The sequence below is a fragment of the Gimesia maris genome (assembly GCF_008298035.1).
Taxonomy (GTDB): domain Bacteria; phylum Planctomycetota; class Planctomycetia; order Planctomycetales; family Planctomycetaceae; genus Gimesia; species Gimesia maris.
In genome coordinates this window covers 5649447-5669267 of the sequence record NZ_CP042910.1, presented here as the reverse complement: position 1 = coordinate 5669267, position 19821 = coordinate 5649447, and the positions used below count along the sequence as shown (strand labels likewise).

Below are 19821 nucleotides of genomic sequence, written 5' to 3'. Positions count from 1 at the left end.
ACAAAAAGTCTGTCGGGAATCGTTCAGCGTTTGGTGATAAACTCACTGGAATTCAACAGACTCCACATCAGATCTTCGAGCGCGTCATTCCGGTTGCCTGCTTCCTGAATGTAGTCCTGGCAGATTTTCAATTCTGCCTTGCCGGGTACTCGTGAAAGTGTCAGCAGATACAGTTCCTGAATCGCATCGTTGTCATCTTTAAAGTCCCTGGCGATCTGTGCCAGTTTCGTATTCCGGTCGGTCCCCAGCATTTCGTTCAGGGTTTTCGAATTCATCATAAATAACGCCTGGGGGACATCGCCGGTAATTTCATCCTGCGAAGTCGAAGGATCATAAGTAAACAGTGTGCTGAATTGCCCGCGGGCGGTGCGGCTACCCTGGTAGCGTCGGCTGCCGATGTTCCGGTTGGCCTGCAGATCGTCCACTCCGAACACCTGGGTGATCGCGGTAAAAATCTGGTCGCCTCGCAACCGGGTGGGCAATTGTGCCGCGAACGGTGTATGCTGCTGCTCGGTTTTCTTCTGTATTTCACGCTGGTAAGCGCGTGTGTTGGTAATGGTCTTACAGAGCCATTTCAAATCGTAGCCACTGGCAGTAAAGCCTTCCGATAATGTATTCAGAACCTCGGGGTAGACGCTACTTCGTTCCGGGCCGATGTCGTCAATGGGCGTGTAAAACCCTTCACCCAGCATTTCGGCCCAGAGCCGGTTGACAATGGCCCGCGAGAACCAGACGTTGGATGGCGTGGTTAAAAACTTCGAAAGTGTTTCACGTCGTTCGATGTCGTCCAGGCCTTCCGGGGCTTTGGTGCCAACAAACAGGACGGGTTGAACGACTTTACCCATCGAGGTCGGGTCATTGAGATCAGGCATATGATATTCGGTCATGAACCGCTGCATGTTGTCGGGAACGGGGATACTCTTGATCTCTTCCGCAGTCAGCGCCTTGTCACCATCTTTGTCCGCACGGGACACCATCTGTTCAAAACCGCGGGCCATCCGGGTCCGCTGGACTTCCTGTTCAGTCAGTTTACCGTCACGGTTCTTATCGTACAGACGGAACAGCATCGAAGGATCCTGCAGGATCTTCATACGTTGAGCATACTGATTGCCGTCTGCTCCCCGATCCATGGACACCACTTCGAACGTCCGTGGCGTGGCATCACGTACCGGGCGAACCCGCACACGGGGAAAGAAGGCCGCCAGTTCATGGAAACTGTTGCGTTTCCATTTGTCAGTAGGATGATCGTGGCAGTTCGCACATTGGATCTGAATCCCCAGGAAGATACGCGAAGTTTCCGCAGCCAGCTCGGCCGGGTCCCCCTGGTGGGCAAAAATCAAAGCGGTATTTCCATTTTCACGAACGTCGCCGGTGGCAGTCAGCAGGTCTGTGGTAATCTGATCCCAGCTTTTATTCTGGTTGAGCTGTGTCGTCATCCAGTCTTCGAATTCATTCTGATTAATCCGTGACCGGGCATCGGTGGCCCGCAGATAGATGACGTCCCGCCAGTAACGGGCCCAGTTGACACCGTACTCTTCAGATTTCAACAGATCGTCAATCACCGCCTGCCGTTTACCGGGGCTCGCATCCAGACCGAACAGAATGACTTCCGAGTTAGCAGGTTTGCGGCCCGCCAGGTCGAACGTCACGCGACGCAGAAAGTCTTCGTCATTTGCCAGGGGAGCCGGCTTGATATTCGATTTTTTGAATTCCGTTTCCAGAAGTTGATCGATCTTTTCTGCCATGGCAACGGCATCGACTCTTTGCCGTTTATCTGATTGAGTCGCACTCTTTGTTGCCGCGAATGCCGCAGACTGGCATAATGGAACGGTCATTGTCACGAGAAACAAGCAGGCAATGGGAATCGTTCGTTTCCGGGTAAAACTCGTCATGGCGTTTAACCTGTTAGATAGAGCCGGGGAAATGGTTCCTGTTTTCGATCAGGAGTCAGAGTGATTCAAAAACTGCTGATCTTCAGAATGTATCCTGTTTTACAACCATTTCATCCAGGCCGAATGATTCGAACCGTTCGACCGGGTGACATGACTGCAATCCCTGATACTGGCTATTAAACCCTTCTTAACTTTGAATGTGTCGAAAAAAAGGTGATTTTCGTAAATTAATTTAATCTGAACTAAAAGCCGGACTGGTTGAATAATGGAACTGAGCGCTTGGGTCATTATTGTTATTTTATCCGGGGTCGCCATCGTCATTGGTGGCGTCCTGTTTTTTCGTCTGCATGCCTTCCTGGCGTTGCTGGCAGGTGCCATTTGTGTAGGAGTGCTGACGCCCGTACAACAGATTGAAGAGACGGCACTCAGGAAAAACAGTTTCAAAATCATTGAAGTCAGCGAAGACAACCGCAGTCTCGTGGTCCAGGTGGACAAAAAAGGCAGCCTGCAGACCGGCATGATGCTGATGATTATGGGGACCGAACAACCCCGCTTCCCACTGATACCGATCGCCCAGACTGAGGTTCAGCGGGTCACTGCCCAGTTTAACGAAGACAATAAAAGAATCAGCATCGCCGAACTCAATGTCCGCGATGACAGTGCCAGCCGCCTGATACGCCTGGATGACTTCGCCATCACACCCACACATTATAATGCGGCAATCGCGGAAGGTAAAAAGTCAGTCGGCGAACGTGTCGCCGCCGGCTTCGGTTCCACCTGTGCCAAGATCGGTATTCTGATTGCCCTCGCTGCCATTATCGGCATGTGTCTGCTGGAAAGTGGCGCTGCCGAACGCATTGTCCGCTCGGCGATTCAGTTTGTCGGCGAGAAACTGGCCCCCGTTGCCTTTATGGCCAGTGGCTTTCTGCTGGCGATCCCCGTCTTTTTTGATACCGTCTTCTACCTGCTCATCCCGCTGGGAAAAGCAATGCGGATCCGCACCGGTAAAAACTATCTGCTGTATGTCCTCGCGATTGTAACCGGAGGCACCATGGCCCATTCCCTGGTGCCGCCAACCCCCGGACCATTATTTGTGGCCGAACAGTTGAATGTCGATATCGCCACCATGATGATGGGCGGCCTGATTGTGGGCAGTATCGCCGCTCTGTTCGGGCTCGGATATGCCACTCTGATTAACAAACACTGTGAACTTCCCTTTCGGGACTCAGCCGATGTCACCCAGGAAGATCTTCAGAAACTCGCCACGAAAAAAATCGAAGACCTGCCGCCACTCTGGTTGTCGCTGCTACCAATTCTACTCCCTGTCGTCCTCATCGCCGGTTCTACGCTGTTGAAATTTAAAACAATCAGCAGCCAGCTTTCAGAGCAGTCGCAAACACTGATTACCACACTGGGAAACAAAAACATCGCGTTGGGTATCGCGACGGTCATTGCGCTCTGGACACTCATTCGACAGAAAAAATCCTCAATGGGAGCGCTGTCCGAATCGATCCAGACCTCCCTGTATACGGGGGGCGTGATCATCCTGATTACGGCTGCTGGCGGCGCGTTTGGCAGTGTCCTGCAACAGACAGGTGTGAGTTTCCTCATTGAATCTCTGCCACAGGTCTCACCATTGATGCTGGTCACGCTGGCCTTTCTGATCACCACCGCCATCCGCACTGCACAGGGCTCATCGACAGTCGCCATGATCACCACCGTCGGTATTCTGGGGGGCATCGCCGAGTCCACGACACTCGGCTTTCATCCGGTCTACCTGGCACTGGCCATTGGCTGTGGCTCCAAGCCGATCTCCTGGATGAATGACAGCGGCTTCTGGGTCATCGGAAAAATGAGCGGTATGACCGAAGGCGAAACCCTGAAATTTATCAGCCCCATGACCGCTCTGATGGGCATTGTCGGTTTTATCGTCGTCCTGCTGGGAGTTCAGTTTTTCCCGATGGCTTAGCGTGTTTGAAAGGTTTTGTGATTGATGAAATGGATTACCGCTGGAAATGCAGTGAAGTTAATCATTCTTGCACTGATGATCGTCTTAAACAGTGAAGCCAGAGCTGAGCCTGTTGACATCGGTTCCCGGCGGGAACTGTTTGTGGATCGCCTGTTGATTGACCAGTTGGACGGCGTCATGCTCAAACTGCATCATCCTGTCAAAGCACCACGAGCCAAATCCCCACTACCTGTCAGACACATGATGACAGTTATCAAAAACGGCGACCGTTTCCAGGCCTGGTGGCGGGGATCCGATCCAGCTTATCAGGGCGATAAACATACCGGGCATCCGGGGGAAACCGTGCATTACGCCGTCAGTCAGGATGGTCACGAATGGGAATTTCCGAAACTGGGCCTGCATGAAGTCGCCGGCACGCGTGATAATAATGTGATCCTTGCCAGGCAGCCTCCTTTTCTGACCAACTTCACACCTTTTCTCGACACGCGTGCCGACGTGAAACCTGCGGAACGTTACAAAGCATTAGCGGGATATCCCGGACCGGGGGACAAGCGGGGTTTGAAAGAGCAGGGGCGGGGACTGTTTGCGTTTGTCTCTCCCGATGGAATTCACTGGACGAAACAAGGGGAAGTGATTCCCTATCAACCCGAGTGGCGGCACGCTTTTGATTCGGCCAATGTCGCGTTCTGGTCCGAAGCGGAGCAGAAATACATCTGTTATTTCCGCACCTGGACCGATCCCGAACGTTTACGCAGTATCAGCCGCACGACGAGTCCTGACTTTCAGCATTGGAGTCAACCGGTCGCTCTGAACCCGAATCGACCGGGCGAGCACCTTTACACGAATCAGACACATCCCTACTTTCGGGCGCCGCATATTTACATCGCACTGCCGACCCGTTTTGTTCCCGGTCGCGGGGATGCACCTGAGTACGATCAACAGGACGTCAACGCAACTGACATTCTTTTCATGACGACGCGCGCCGGTTCCTCAAAATACGACCGGCTCTTCACGCACGCATTCATCAGGCCGGGCCTTGATCCAGAGCAGTGGAAGAATCGCGCCAACTATGTAGCGTTAAATGTTTTGCCTACCGGGCCCGCAGAAATTTCAATCTATCATCGCAGCGGCGATCGTTACGTGTTGCGGACCGATGGCTTTGTCTCTGTAAATGCCGGTTCAGAACCAGGCAGCCTGTTGACGAAGCCTTTCATTTTTACGGGCAGCCAGCTCACCTTGAATTTCAGCACCAGTGCTGCCGGCAGTCTGAGAGTTGAAATTCAAAAAGCGGATGGCAGTCCCATTTCCGGTTTTACGATGCAGGACTGTCGACCGGTGATTGGTGACAAAATTGATTGCGTCGTAGAGTGGAACAATAAGCCCGATCTGGCTGCACTCGCCGGACAGCCGGTTCGGCTGAAATTCGAACTGCAGGAGTGTGATCTGTACTCGTTCCAGTTTGATCGGTAAGCCTGAAGAATGTGACAACAAAATGAAGAGCTTGCTCAAGCAGGAGAGGAGATATCATGGAAGGCTTTACCTGGATCTTTGGGTTGATGGGTTTCTCACTGGGGGCAGGCGCTCTGGCAGAAGCCAATCGGCTCTCCACATTGGTGAAAGCCCTGGAAACACGCATTGCATCGCTGGAAGAAAATACAGAATCCCAACAGGAATCTTCTGGGACGTCTAAGTGAGAGTTTTGATTAATGCATAACTGAATGCTCAACTCAACCCCAGCATACTCAACACCAGCACGATGGCAATGGCTTCCTGGTAATCGATATTCCGTAGAGAAAACAGATCGGAAATCAGCCGGATCCAGAACTCTTTCACAAACCACGCTACGATCAACAGAATGCAGATTGTCAAAACGGCATCGAGAAAAGACGTCAGTATCAGTCCGCCAAGACCCACTCTAGCTAACAGGCTGAATTTGATGATCCCTGCCAGGGCATTAAAGGCGAAGAGAGCGAGATTAAACTTCGGCGTGATCCTGCGGGATTCTGGAGGCATTGTGGTTGTGGACATAGAGATGATTCCCTGCGATTTCAGATAATTTGATGCTTAGAAAAGGATTTATTTAAACACGATCATACCAATTCTATCGCAAAATCACACAATCTGATTATGGACAGGGTGATAAAATCAGGTTGTAGTGTAATTGTTGTGGATGTGAAAACGGAGGGCAGTCAATCAGTGTGTTGAACGCCGATTTGCAGAACCTGGAGAAGCATTGCATTACCTGCAGTCAGGCACGATCATGGATGCAGGATCCGAAACTGGAACCGCAAACCATTGATTTCCAAAAGGGAGTTTTTGCTGATGATGTTACGCGCTAATCTGTTACTGGTGTTATTGTTGATGCTGCTTTCACATTCGGCTGTTCAGGCGGCAGAGAAAATCAAACGCCCTAATATCATTCTGATCATGTGTGATGACATGGGCTGGTCAGATATCGGCTGTTATGGCGGCGAAGTGCAGACGCCTCATCTGGATCGGATGGCGAAAGAAGGGCTGCGGTTTACCCAGTTCTATAACAACGCGGTCTGTTGGACGACGCGGGCTTCACTGGTGACTGGGCTGTATCCCCGCTATCCGCGACCGCATCTGAACCGTAACATGGTGACAATCGGCGAAGTCCTGCAGCAGGCCGGATATCAGACGGCGCTCAGTGGCAAATGGCATCTGGGACGAACTGAATCGACCCATCCGGTTTACCGTGGATTTCAGGATTTCTATGGCCTGCTGGATGGCTGCTGTAACTTTTTTGATCCCTACTACCGCGATCCGAAATTCAAACGGGGGATTACCGGCGATGGTTACCGCTTCTTCGCTGAAAATACAACGCGCATCACCGAGTTCCCCGACGACTTTTACACGACAGATGCCTTTACCGACCATGCCATTCAGGAAATTAAAACATATTCTCAGACTGATAAACCTTTCTTTCTGCATCTCTGTTACACGGCTCCACACTATCCCCTGCATGCCAAACCGGAAGACATCAAAAAATACAAGGGACGTTATGCAGCAGGCTGGGAAGCATTACGCAATGAACGTTATCAGCGGCAGTTGAAAATGGGACTCGTTGATCCACAGTGGAAACTGCCGGCACGCGATCCGGAATCAGCTGACTGGGAACAGGACAAGTACCCGCGCGACTGGCAGGAACGACGCATGGAAGTCTACGCCGCGATGATTGACTGTATGGATCAGAATATCGGACGCCTGATGGCAACGTTGAAAGAGACAGGCGTGGATGACAATACGATTGTGATGTTTCTTTCCGATAATGGCCCCGATGCCAGCGAGCCAGGTGGCGCCAATCCGGAGCAGATTCCCGGTCCTGAAGAATACTACACCACCTGTGGGCCGAGTTGGGCCTTTCCACAGAATACGCCGTTTCGTCGTTTCAAGACATGGATGCATGAGGGAGGCATCTCAACTCCGTTGATCGTGCGCTGGCCTGGTAAGATCAAAGCAAATTCCCTCACCCGCCAGCCGGCTCATATCATTGATGTCATGCCGACCTGTGTGGAACTGGCTGAAACCGACTATCCTGCGACATTTCAGTCTCACAAAATTCTGCCCGTTGATGGAAAAAGTATCGTGCCCATCCTTCAGGGGAAAATACGTGAGCCACATGACTCTCTGTTCTGGGAGTTGAGAAATAACCAGGCGGTCCGCCAGGGAAAATGGAAACTGGTCGCGGATCGCAATATCAATCGCTGGGAACTGTATGATCTCGAACAGGATCGCACCGAAACAAATAATCTGGCATCGCAATATCCCGAGCGTGTCGCGCAGATGAAAGCGGACTGGCAAAAGTGGGCCGATAAAACCGGTGTCGCGCAGCAAAAACATCAACGGGGGAAGCAGATCCCCTGAGACTGTTTCCGCTTCAATGCTTTGCCCGTTTGAACTGCGAGAGTTCACTTCGGGCCTGTTCCGTCAGTGGATGTTTCCCGGCTGAATACACCCGGGCCCGTTTTTCCAGCAGCCATTCCTTCCAGGGAACATTCGGTTCCATGGTCTGTAACGAATCGATGATCTGCTGATTGTCCATTTTTTCTGAGATCAGATATCGTACCAGCAGTCGATTGTCTTCCAGACGATAGAGGGCAAAGGGCCGCTGTAAGTGCTCATACAGGGGAGCAGCATAATTTGAATCCAGATCACACAGACTGACGGCTTTGAACAATACAGCATCCAGCAGTTGCCGACTTCCCCACGGGCTGTCCTGCAGCAGTTTCAATGTTTCGATGATCTTCTGCAGTCCTGCGTCATTCTGTTTCTGCTGGAGCGCGGCAATGGTCTCGATCGCGGCAGCTTCGGTGGGATTTTGCTTTCGGACTTTCATCAGCAGTTTATCGGGAACAGGCACCCCGGATTCTGCCAGTGTGTGTGCGTAGACCAGAGTTTCAATCGGACAGCTCAAATCCGGTTCAAACTTTTGAAAACGCGTCAGGGCATCCAGATAATGTCTGGCCAGGTACCGGTTATAGGCCTCTCCCCGTGTCTGCTGTACTTCAGACAATGAATCGGCAATATAAACGGTGCCTCCCAGACTGAGTTGCATTGCCAGCCGTCTTTGAATGACTTTTTCCTGACCCTCTGTGCCAAGTGTAACAGGCAGGTCATCATTCAACCGGACCGCACGATCGTGCAGATCGTGAATCGAAAAACGTGTCGATTTGCCAACGGTTTTCGCAAACGCGTATTCCAGCAGATTACGATCATCCAGATTCATCGGCTCTGAGTGAGACTCCAGTAACTGATTGATGGTGCGATTCCCACAGACGAAGTGAGCCAGCACGCCTTCCACGTCAATGGCAGACCAGCCCTGTTTGAGTCCTTCCGCTATCACGGGCTGCTTCAGTTTCTGTTGAAGTGAGTCCAACTGGTACTGAAATGCCTGCTCCGATTTACCGCAGACCAGAACCATGTCGCGGGCTTTGGTTCGCCAGATCTGAACTTCTGGAAACACAGATCGGACAGTCTGCAGCACTATGTGAACCGTGCTGTCATCAACTTCGTAACCCTGTAGCCACTGCAGGAACAGGCCATCCTGATTCAAACGGGTGGAAACCGAATCATAAAACTCCCGGGTATAGAGATTCGCGATGCCGGCCCGATAGGGATTGGATGGCTCCGAGACGATCAGGTCATACTGTTTTTTGCTGGTGAGTAAAAACTCGCGGGCATCGTTAAAATGCAGCGTGAGTTTCGTGTTCTTCAGCGCATTTGCATTAATCTGTGAACAGCGTTGCGTCATTTCCAGGACGACCGGTTCCAGCTCGACGACATCGACCGAAGTCATCTCTTTGACGGCAGACATCCAGCCGGCGGATTCACCAGTACCCAGTCCAATCACCAGTCCGGTCCGTGGTGCAGGGTGGAGCAGGGGGCCCAGCAGTCCCAGGCCGATCTGGGTACCGGCATCGCCAAACGCGTTCCCGTCGCTTTTACCGTTGACGATAAAAGCCAGGCTGTCGGTCGCTGTGATGGCGACACTCGATTCCCGCCCTTCCGCCTCCCAGATGCACTGACGATTTTTTGTGTTTGAGAAGTTTCGCTCTCCATTCGCTCCTTTTTCATCCAGACTGGCGCGGCGGGCCCCAATCCCGGCATGTCTCCAGACTGCGGTGGGACCGGTTGTTTCCAGAATCATGAAAATCGTGGCCAGAGAGAGTACGACGGAAGTCGCGAGCGAGACTGATTTCCAGCGTTGACCGACCAGTAACAAGGTCAGACCCAGAATCAGCAGCAGGCAGATCGACAGTTTCCAGAGTCCCGGAGCGGTCAAAACAGGCAGCAGGAAAAATCCCCCGGCAATTGAGCCGGAAATTGCTCCCAGGGTATTCGCTGCAAAGGTCCAGCCGACATGTTTGCCGACATGTTCTTTACCTGTCCCCGCTATGGCAATCAAAAGTGGGAACTGAAAGCCGGCGACGAGTGCCGCGGGAAAAATTACAAACGCGCCGACCTGAAACCAGTTCCAGACTTGGGCCAGAAACGTAGCGACAGGCTGACTCTGCTGCTGCAATACCCAGAACGCGATCTGATCTCCATACCAGAAGGGAACCGCGATGAGGAATGCTTCCAGCGTACAGACGAATGCCAGTAATGACAGTGTCGGTTTCACAAGTCGTGCCAGGATCGCATACAGAGCCCCCCCGATTCCGATACCAAGCAGCGCTACGCAGAGAATCAGGCCGAAGGTATAAGTCGTGCCTCCCAGCAGCGGCCCCAGCATGCGATACCAGACGATCTCCATCAGAAAGAAGACAAATCCGACCGTTCCTGATGCGAGACAGACGATGCCCAATCGCTCCTGCTGAAGTGTTGCCTGTTCATGTTTGACCGCTTGCGGTAAGTCCGTCAGAGTCTGTGTTTCACTTTCGCTGCTGCTTGATAATCTTTTCGAGATCAACAGGGCAGAGACTGCCAGCAGCAGATTGATCCCGCAGGCGAACCAGAGTACGCCCCGATTCCCCAGTGCTTCCAGCAACATGAAATTAGCAATCCCGGCACCGAGGACAGCACCAATCGTGTTCAACCCGTAGATCAACGCAACACCGCGACGATGCGGGTCGGCAGCATTTGAGACCGCACGGGCGGCAGCAGGCATGGTGCCTCCCATCAAAATGGTAGGCACAGCCAGGATCATCGCAGAAGCTGCCAGGCGTGAAAGTGTTGCCAGTTCCGGACCCAGCGCAGCCTGACCTCCCATATTTACATACATCTGTCGTACAAGCATCAGCAGAAAAGGACTGATCCCCGCTGTCAGTGCGATACCCAATTCCAGCAGACCGTAGCACCGCAGGGGACGAATTGCAGCATCGATCCTGCTCCCGAACAGCCAGTTCCCCAGCCCCAGACCCGCCATAAAAATAGCCAGCACGGCAGCGGAAGAAGCAGTCGTCGCACCGAATACCAGTCGGAGCTCACGAATCCAGACCACTTGAAACATCAACGCACAATTGCCAGAGACCAGCAGCATTAATGACAGGATCCAGAGAGGGGCGTTACGTTCTGGTACCGGTTGATTCAAGACTCTCTCCGACTGACTGCATTGAAGCAGAAATCATGGGTATTATAAGAAGTTGGTATAGTAGAAGAATGCAGGCCCGCTTGCAGAATCCGTGCCAACATGATGACTGATCGATGTCAAGATATCAAGAAGGACCGAGAGAGAGTGACCCGGGTTAATAGAACGGAGGTAACCGGCTGAGATCTGATATGAGACTCAAGAGGAACTGTCGATACTGTCTGTTGCCTGATGAATATGAGGCGGGAAATCACGGGTTTCAAGAGAAGATGCAGGCTGATGTGCGCTGTTTCCAACCTTTGCGAAGGGGGGCTCCCTGTCGCTGTACGCGCCGTTCCTGAGCGGAGTCTGAATTGTGAATAATTAATGAAGGCAAACGCAGTTTAATTTAGAAAGCCAAGCCAGCGTTTTTTCTGTTCTTCATTCAAAGGCTTTTCAGCAGGGACTTCTTCTTCCTCGCTGCGTTCCAGGTTCAGTCCCAGCTGCTTTTCTTTTTTGCGAATCTGTTCTTCACGATTCTGCAGCATCGACTGGGTGCGCGACAGACGGGCGCGTTCAATCGATATCTCGACCTCGGCCAGACCCAGGCTGTGCTCCAGATCATGATGTAATGCCTGCAGTTGTTCCAGCAGTTCCGTCGGAGCATTATTTAACTGTTCCCAGTTAACGGGGATGACTGCTGTTTCTGCTTCACGTAGACGTTTGATTAATGCGCTGATATACAGATCGCGTTCACGAATCGCTGCGACCAGTTGGTCTGGAGATGCTGACTCTTCCTCGATTTCAACAGGGGGATCAGGAATCGGAGGTTTGTAACTCGCCAGCGTGCGTCCCGCCGATCCGGCTGGTACGGAATTTAACAGGGAACCGGCAGAACTTTCCGGTTTCCTGGGCGGTTCCGGTTTAGGGGCTGTTTTTCGGGCGAGGTCTGTGGAGACATCCACTCCCTCTCCTGACATCAGTTTCTGCTTCATGGCCTCCCAGCCGCTGACTGTCGAATCTGCATTGAGTTCACTGGGAGTCGTTTCCACCGGTTCGCAGGCCGGAGATTCTTCTTCGACGGTTTCTTCTTCATGGACCTCTGATTCTTCGGTGCCGGGAATGGTCGGTGAAGAGAGGTAATCAACCAGGCTGGCAGGTTGGGGGGCAGCAGGTCCCTTTTCGAAACCATCTTGCACAACTTTTTTCAGTTCAGCAATCTGCAGTTCAATGCGAGTCAGGGCTGATTCGGTCTCCATGCCCTGCCATTGTTCAAGCAGTGAATGCAGATCGTGTGTCAGTTTCTGTTGTTCTTCGATGACCTCAGGGGGAATTCCATTGGAAATGGTCATGCCACGATCAGCACCCGTGCGGTGTCTGCGGTCCAGTTGTTCGGCGACCTGTTCCAGGCGTTCCGTCAGGATAACGACCAACTGCTCTTTTTCTTCGAGTTCCGTCTGCAGTTCTAAAATTCGCTGCTGATCTGCGGCACTCAGCTCTTCTTTTTCACGCTGGGTGGATTTGAGTTGTTCCGCGAGTTCAGACAGGCGTTCGGTCAGAGTGGCGACCAGAGCTTCTTTTTCCTGCAACTCCGTTTCGAGTCCCTGCAGTCGTTGCTGATCCGATTCTGTCCATGCAGGCTGGCTCTGCTGGCTGCGTTCCAGTTGTTCTGCCACCTGGGATAACCGGTCCTTGAGAGCGGCGATCAGCGCCTCTTCTTCCTGCCGAATCGATTCCAGTTCCTGAATCCGGTGATTATCGGCGGCTTTCTGTTCGTGGCTGGTATGCTGGCTGCGTTCCAGGCGTTCTGCCACCTGCGTCAACTGTTCGGTGAGTTTCTCAACCAGTTCTTCTTTTTCCAGGAGTTCGGTTTCCAGCTCTGCCATGTGCTGAATCTTTTCCGCATCCCATTGGGCGATCAATTGCGCTTCCTGTCTCTCAACCTCTGCGGCGGTGCGCGTACGTTCTTCCTGGCGATCTGATTCAGAGCCTTGTTCTGGCTGTGATTCAATCTGCATTGACTGCGGATCAGGTTGAGGAGCGTCTTGACCGGGTTCCATCCATTCGTACCTGAGTCTGTTCACCTTTCACATGGTTTTAAGCTAAAAATAAAGGACAGCTACGGTTAGCCTAGCTTATGTGAAAGCAGTCTCAGCGGGATACCCGGACTGGGTGATGCACTTTTTCGACATCCTTCTGCCGGTGGTAGCGATTATTCATATACTGCAGGATTTACCACATTGCTGGGCTTTTTGCCCACCAGTACATCTGCCACCTGACAAGCTGCCTGTTGTCGAAGTTCGTCCAGTGACTCCTGGGAAATAAACGCAGCATGAGGCGTTGTAATGATCCGGTCATGCTGAAAAAACGGGTCAGACAGGTCAGGGGGTTCCGGGTCAAAGACATCCAGCGCCGCTCCCGAAATGTCTTCATTTTTCACCGCTGTTTTCAACGCATCGAAATCGATCAGTGCTCCACGAGCGGTATTGACGATGATCGCCGTCGACTTCATTTTCTGAAAAGCTGCCGCGTCGAACTGATATTCTGTCGCATCTGTCAGTGGTGCGTGGATCGAAATGACGTCGCTTTCTTCGAGCAACTCCTCGAACGCAACCATGCGGGTGCCGGTACCATAGTCGTTACCTGAAGAATTTGTGGCAATTACCTGCATACCAAATGCCCGTGCCCGTTCGGCGACTGCCTGTCCTGTCAGACCGAATCCAAACAGTCCCAGCGTTAACGAACCGACTCGGCGAGGCACGGGAGCAGCAGACAGATCATAAATACCCTGTTTGATCTGCTGATTGAGAAAGGCGATGTTCCTTAAACTGGCCAGCATCAGGCCAATCGCATGGTCGGCCACTTCGGGAATGCAGTAATCGGGCACATTCGTAACCGGGATCTTCAGCGAAGTGGCATATGCGACATCAATATTATCCAGCCCGATCCCCAGCCGTGCAATCGTTTTGCAGTCCGGTGCCGCGTCGATGACTGCCTGGGTGACCTGGGCCCAGCAGGTGGCGATCGCATCGACGCCCGAGGCACATTCCACTAACTTGGCTTCATCGGCTCCCGGAGGGGCTTCTATGACTTCCGCATCAACACGCGCCAATTCCCGCTTTTCAACTTCACAGTCAGGCCACGCACGATCCGTAATTAACACACGATATTTCGCAGACACAAATCACTCCCTTTATTTTGTGAGAACGCTTCGAGAATTCTGTTCGTTCAGCATCTTATTTTTAAGTTCTGTTTACAAGTCTGACTTTCCGCAATTCTATACGGAACTCATGATTACCAGAACTTAAGAGTCAGATTGATCACAGCAGGATCAGTCCTGCGACAGCAAGAGGCTGAAATTTTATCATTCCGTGCATGGAATCGTCACTCTAAAGTTCTGAAATGAAAACACTTAACTAAAATTACGAATTTGGTTTGCTGATTGGCCTTCCATTTGCGTCTTATGGAGAGAGAGCTTGACACATTTGGGGTTAAGTGACATGATTCAAGAGAAGTTCATTGGATTCAAAGGTTTTTCATGTATTTACATCTGACAGTGATTTTGATGCTGATATCGATGCTGTCCCACACAGTGCTGGGATGTGGCTGGCATCATGCGCACGACTGTCATGTCGGTGAACATGACACCTGTCAGACAGTGAAACTCTGCCAGCATGAAGCAGCCCACGCGGCGCACGAGCACAAGCATTCGCATGCCCAGTCAGATCACTGTTCTCAAGAGCCCGATCAGCAGGATCCGGTTCAGCAGGATTCGGATCCCTGCCAGGAGGGCCGATGTTCCTATCTGGCAGCGACTACTGTCAAGGTGCACGAAGAATCTTCCCAGCTCATCAGTCTGATGCCGCTCTGGGACGAATTATTTTCTGCCCGTGAAAAACAGTATGTCGATCATATGCCGTTTTTCAGTTCCGCTTCGGTCTTTCTGTCACCGGGCGTGCGCGCGCAATCCCTGACCACGGTCTGGTTGATCTAGAGACCGCTCTTTTCTGATTGTCTCTCCCATTCTGCGCTGAGTGCCGGCTTTATTATCTTGCCGCGATCTCTGTCCGCAAATCGGATCTCTCGCAATTTACCGTGCGCATGCTTCGGGCATATTATGCGCAGCCCGATACGAGGCCTGTGATGAATCATTCTAAGCTGAAACAAAACTGGAAAATATTACTGACAATCGTAGTCTTCATGATTACGGGATTTCTGCTCTGGGGAACGCAGCAGCAGTGGATGCCCGCATTGAAAAACTATGCGAACAAAACCAACCAGAAGCAGTCTGACCAGAAAACAACTGGCGCTGCATCCGAAGAGGATCACCACGATCACGACCATGCGGGACACGATGAAACCAGTTCCCTGGAACTCTCGCCCCAGGCTAGAAAAAACGTTGGCCTGACCGCGGATAAGATTGTGCCGGTTCAACTCAAAGACTTTACGCGTACGATTACGATTCCCGCGATGGTGGTCGAGCGTCCCGGCAAGACTCGCATCAAGGTGGTCGCTCCCATGACGGGCATTGTCACGAATGTGAATGTCACCGGGGGCGAAGCAGTTCAGCCAGGTCGCCCCCTGTTTAAAATCCGGTTGACTCATGAAGACCTGGTGCAGGCACAAACCGCGTACCTCAAAACTCTGGGTGAACTCGATGTCGAACTCAAAGAAATCGAGCGGATTCAGGTGATTACCAATAAAGGGGTCATTGCCGGGAAAGTGCTGCTGGAACGCGAATATGCCAAAGAAAAGCTGGAAGCAATATTGAAAGCACAGCGTGAGGCACTTCTGTTGCATGGATTTACTGCTACTCAAGTGGATCAGATCAAAAAGACGCGGCGTCTGATAAAAGAGCATCTGGTCTATGCGCCTCTGGTTCATGACCAGTCCGGCGAAGTGTCTGCTCCTGATATGGAAATTCAACGTATTTCAGCACCTGCTCCGAGGACCCTCGATCAGGCGGCCGCTTCGCAACGGTCTCTGCTGGTGGTTCAGTCGTTAGACGTTAATAAAGGCGATTTCGTACAGGCCGGAGATACACTCTGCGTTCTGGCAGATTACAGTGACCTGTATATCAAAGGCCAGGCCTTTGAACAGGAGACAGATGAAATTACACGCTGTCTGGATAACCAGTGGCCCATCGAAGCGATTCAGGAAGAAAATAACAAAACGAAAAAACTGATCAAAGATCTGAAGATCGACTACCTCGATAATCAGATTGAGACCGAAACCAGAACCTTTTCCGTATATGTGAATCTGCCAAATCAGATCGAACACGACACCATTCGCAAAGATGGAGACCGCTATATTACCTGGCGTTTCAAGACCGGACAGCGAATGCAGTTACTCATTCCGGTGGAGACCTGGAAGAAACAGATCGTTCTCCCCGTGGAAGCGGTCGCCAGTGAAGGGGCCGAGCAGTTTGTCTTTCAGGAGAACGGAGACCACTTTGATCGACGCCCCGTGCATGTCCTGTATCAGGATCAACTCTGGGCGGTGATCGAAAATGATGGATCCATTTTTCCCGGCGACAAAATTGCATTTGCAGGAGCACATCAACTGCAGATGGCATTGAAGAACAAGGCGGGCGGCGCCGTTGATCCACACGCGGGACACAATCACTGATTGTATTCCCATCCTGGCCTTGATCTCGCTTCCGTCCTCTGTCACTACCCGGAACTGCTACCATGTTAAATGCGATTATTCGATTTGCTCTAAAACAACGTCATCTCACGCTCGCGTTCTCGCTGTTTCTGATCGGCTTCGGGAGCTGGCAGGCGCTGAATATGGGCATCGATGTCTTTCCGAATCTCAACCGTCCCCGTGTTGTGGTTATGACTGAAGCGCCGGGCATGGCTCCGGAAGAAGTTGAATCTCTGATTACCTTTCCCCTGGAAACCACCTTAAATGGCGCGACGGGAGTACAGGCGGTCCGCAGTTCCTCGGGAGTTGGTATTTCGATTATTTACGTGGAATTTGAGTGGGGCACCAATATCTACAATGATCGGCAGGTCGTCAACGAACGGCTGCAACTGGTCACCGAGCAACTTCCCGACGGAGTGAAACCGCAGCTCGCACCGATTTCCTCGATTATGGGGCAGATCATGATGCTCGGCATGTGGAGCGAAGGGGATAAAACCTCGCCGCTCGAAGTCCGCACACTCGCGGACTGGGTCGTTCGACAACGCCTGCTGACGATTCCGGGCGTATCACAGGTCTTCACCATGGGCGGAGGTCGCAAACAGTTTCAGGTACTGGTCGACCCGCAATTGCTGTTAAAATATGGTATTACACTGCATGAAGTGCGACTGGCTTGTGAGCAGAGTAATGAAAATGCGACAGGTGGCTATCTAGACGAGCAGGGGCCCAATGAATTCCTGGTGCGAGCATTAGGACGGATTCAGACCCTGGAAGATCTGGAAAAAGTGGTCGTGGCTAACCGCAAAGGACGTCCGGTGATACTCTCGCAGATTGCCAAAGTCATCGAAGGTCCCCAGGTCAAGCGGGGAGACAGTTCCGCTTTTGTCAAACAGGAAGACGGTACTTTTGCCGGCGGCTCGGCGGTCGTCCTCACCGTCAACAAGCAACCCAATGCCGACACACGTCGCGTGGCCAACGATGTAATCCAGGCGTTAAAAGATCTAGAGCCTTCCCTCCCTGAAGATATCCGCATTCAACCGGAACTCTACTCTCAGAAATCTTTCATTGATCGTTCCATTGAAAACGTGATCGACGCGCTGGTAGATGGCGGCATTCTGGTGGTCATTATTCTGTTTCTGTTCCTGATGAATTTCCGTACAACGTTCATCACGTTGACTGCGATTCCACTCTCCATTGCGATTACGGCAATCGTATTTGCCGTATTTGGGTTGTCGATCAATACGATGACCTTAGGCGGCCTGGCTGTTGCTATTGGTGAACTCGTAGACGATGCGATTGTGGATGTCGAAAATATTTTCCGCCGCCTGCAGGAAAACCGCTATGCCAAAAATCCCAAACACACGCTGCTGGTCGTGTTCCAGGCGAGCTGTGAAATCAGGAATTCGATTGTTTTTGGAACCGCGATTGTGGTGCTGGTTTTTCTGCCTCTGTTTGCGTTATCAGGTATGGAAGGTCGCCTGTTTGCCCCGCTGGGAGTCGCCTATATTGTTTCCATTCTGTCTTCGCTGCTGGTTTCACTGACTCTGACGCCGGTCCTCTCTTACTGGTTACTGGGGAAAAAATTCGGCACACCAGTTGATCCCGAGAAAAGATCGGCAACTGAACCGCACGGTGATCAGGATGGACCGCTCTTGCGGTTTCTGAAATGGATTGCCGGGTATGTAATCAGTTTCAGTATTCGCTTTTCTGGTCCGATGCTGATTGCAGGAATCAGTAGTGTGTTAGTCGCCGGCCTGTTCCTGTTACAACTGGATCGGGATTTTCTGCCTCCTTTCAATGAAGGAGTGGCCCAGTTAAATGTGGTGCTGCCGCCGGGAACTTCACTGAAAAAATCGAATGAGATTTCAGAAACCGTGATGGATCGGCTGAAGAACATCAATGGAGTCGAGGCCTTCTCCCGCAGAACCGGTCGGGCGGAACTGGATGAACACGCCGAAGGGGTGAATGTTTCTGAGTATATCATTTCATTCGATCCGGATTCGGGTCGCAGTCGCGAACAGGTGCTCGACGACATCCGGACTTCGATGGAAGCGATTCCGGGGATTGTGATTTCGGTGGAACAGCCGTTGGCCCATCTGATTTCCCATATGATTTCTGGAGTGAAAGCGCAGGTCGGAATTAAAATCTACGGCGAAAATCTGATCGTCTTGCGCAATACTGCCAGGAAGATGGAAGCGGCGATGCAGAGTGTGCCCGGCGTCACCGATGTACTGGTTGAACCACAGGTTGAAATTAAACAACTGCAGATCAAGTTGAACCGGGATAAATTAAAACTCTATGGTTTAACTCCCGCGTATGTGAATGAGTATGTCGAAACCGCCATGAACGGAATGGTGGTCTCACAGGTACTGCAGGGGCAGCGTACTTTTGATCTATTGATTCGGATGGATGAAAAATACCGTGAAGATCGGCAGGCACTAAAACGACTGGCAATTGATCTCCCCGGCGGTGGGACTACGCCCCTCTCATCTGTCGCCGACATTACTGATTCAACAGGGCCGAACACCATCAATCGGGAAAAGGTACAGAAACGAATCATCGTACAGTGTAATGTCACAGGACGGGGACTGGTTGATGTGGTGAATGAAATACAGGCGAAGCAGAAACCTGTCATTGAATCGCTGCCCGCGGGCTATTTTGTGGAATATAGTGGTCAGTTTGAAAGCCAGCAATCGGCATCTCGCATGATTTCCGCGCTGTTTCTGGTATCAATGCTGGGAGTTTTCCTGGTCCTGTTCACGATGTTCCGTTCCCCCAACTTTTCTCTACAGGTAATGGCTGCCCTGCCGATGGCATTTATTGGTTCGGTGATCGCTCTGGTCGTGACCGGGCAGACACTGACGATTGCCGCGATGGTTGGTTTCATCTCGCTGGGAGGCATCGCCTCGCGGAATGGGATTTTATTGTTGAACCACTATCTGCATCTGGTGAAGTACGAAGGAGAAGGCTGGACGCGGGAAATGATCGTCAGGGCGGGTCAGGAACGCCTGGCACCGGTATTGATGACCGCGTTGACTTCAGGAATCGGACTGGTACCTCTGGCAATGTCGCAGGGGGAAGCCGGTAAAGAAATTCTGTATCCCGTCGCCACTGTAATTATCGGCGGTTTGTTAAGCAGTACGATTCTGGAATTTTTCATTCGCCCGGCTTTGTTCTGGAGCTGTGGTCGTAAAGCTGGTGCGCGGATTGTGGCGGACACGAATGAAGAGGTACCATTGATTGAAGAGCGGGAAGAACAGACAACTCCCATCGCGTGAACGGGAGAA

At 51.8% G+C, this 19821-nt stretch carries 12 protein-coding genes; 7 read left to right on the top strand and 5 right to left on the bottom strand.

What is annotated here, in order from left to right; translation table 11 throughout:
• Positions 1–23: 23 nt before the first annotated feature.
• On the bottom strand, positions 24–1892 hold the full coding sequence (locus GmarT_RS21050; RefSeq protein ID WP_002643923.1) for a DUF1549 domain-containing protein: 1869 nt from the start codon (positions 1890–1892) through the stop codon (positions 24–26).
• 265 nt (positions 1893–2157) lie between these two features.
• On the opposite strand from GmarT_RS21050, the gene GmarT_RS21045 reads away from it, so the two are divergent.
• The 3 genes from GmarT_RS21045 to GmarT_RS29580 are packed head-to-tail and all read left to right on the top strand — an operon-like array spanning position 2158 to position 5555.
• A complete protein-coding gene (locus GmarT_RS21045; protein WP_002643926.1) occupies positions 2158–3861 on the top strand; it encodes a GntP family permease in 1704 nt (567 codons plus the stop codon).
• A 24-nt stretch (positions 3862–3885) separates the two neighbouring features.
• On the top strand, positions 3886–5331 hold the full coding sequence (locus GmarT_RS21040) for a glycoside hydrolase family protein (protein ID WP_002643927.1): 1446 nt from the start codon (positions 3886–3888) through the stop codon (positions 5329–5331).
• A 56-nt stretch (positions 5332–5387) separates the two neighbouring features.
• Positions 5388–5555: a hypothetical protein gene (locus tag GmarT_RS29580; protein WP_002643928.1), complete on the top strand. Its 168-nt coding sequence runs from the start codon at positions 5388–5390 to the stop codon at positions 5553–5555.
• A gap of 28 nt (positions 5556–5583) precedes the next feature.
• On the opposite strand, the gene GmarT_RS21035 is transcribed toward GmarT_RS29580, so the two are convergent.
• Positions 5584–5889 (bottom strand): hypothetical protein, encoded by a 306-nt coding sequence (locus tag GmarT_RS21035; protein WP_002643929.1) that lies wholly within the window; start codon positions 5887–5889, stop codon positions 5584–5586.
• A gap of 294 nt (positions 5890–6183) precedes the next feature.
• Here GmarT_RS21035 and GmarT_RS21030 point away from each other — a divergent pair, with 294 nt between their 5' ends.
• The gene (locus tag GmarT_RS21030; RefSeq protein WP_230682450.1) at positions 6184–7749 is read left to right on the top strand and encodes an arylsulfatase; all 1566 of its coding nucleotides are present in this window, start codon (positions 6184–6186) and stop codon (positions 7747–7749) included.
• A 13-nt stretch (positions 7750–7762) separates the two neighbouring features.
• On the opposite strand, the gene GmarT_RS21025 is transcribed toward GmarT_RS21030, so the two are convergent.
• From GmarT_RS21025 to GmarT_RS21015, 3 genes are all read right to left on the bottom strand, one after another.
• Positions 7763–10864 carry a fused MFS/spermidine synthase gene (locus tag GmarT_RS21025; RefSeq protein ID WP_002643932.1) on the bottom strand — a complete coding sequence of 1034 codons (3102 nt, stop codon included), beginning with the start codon at positions 10862–10864 and terminating at the stop codon, positions 7763–7765.
• Positions 10865–11295: 431 nt separating this feature from the next.
• Positions 11296–12951 (bottom strand): coiled-coil domain-containing protein, encoded by a 1656-nt coding sequence (locus GmarT_RS21020; protein WP_002643933.1) that lies wholly within the window; start codon positions 12949–12951, stop codon positions 11296–11298.
• A gap of 152 nt (positions 12952–13103) precedes the next feature.
• Positions 13104–14072, bottom strand: coding sequence for a C-terminal binding protein (locus GmarT_RS21015; RefSeq protein ID WP_002643934.1), 969 nt, complete (start codon positions 14070–14072; stop codon positions 13104–13106).
• Positions 14073–14468: 396 nt separating this feature from the next.
• On the opposite strand from GmarT_RS21015, the gene GmarT_RS21010 reads away from it, so the two are divergent.
• From GmarT_RS21010 to GmarT_RS21000, 3 genes are all read left to right on the top strand, one after another.
• Entirely contained in the window at positions 14469–14885 is a 417-nt protein-coding gene (locus GmarT_RS21010; RefSeq protein ID WP_149303201.1) for a hypothetical protein, read from the top strand.
• A 149-nt stretch (positions 14886–15034) separates the two neighbouring features.
• The gene (locus GmarT_RS21005) at positions 15035–16519 is read left to right on the top strand and encodes an efflux RND transporter periplasmic adaptor subunit (RefSeq protein ID WP_044236138.1); all 1485 of its coding nucleotides are present in this window, start codon (positions 15035–15037) and stop codon (positions 16517–16519) included.
• A 62-nt stretch (positions 16520–16581) separates the two neighbouring features.
• Complete coding sequence (locus GmarT_RS21000) at positions 16582–19812, top strand: efflux RND transporter permease subunit (protein WP_002643938.1); 3231 nt, start codon at positions 16582–16584, stop codon at positions 19810–19812.
• The last annotated feature ends 9 nt before the right edge of the window (positions 19813–19821 follow it).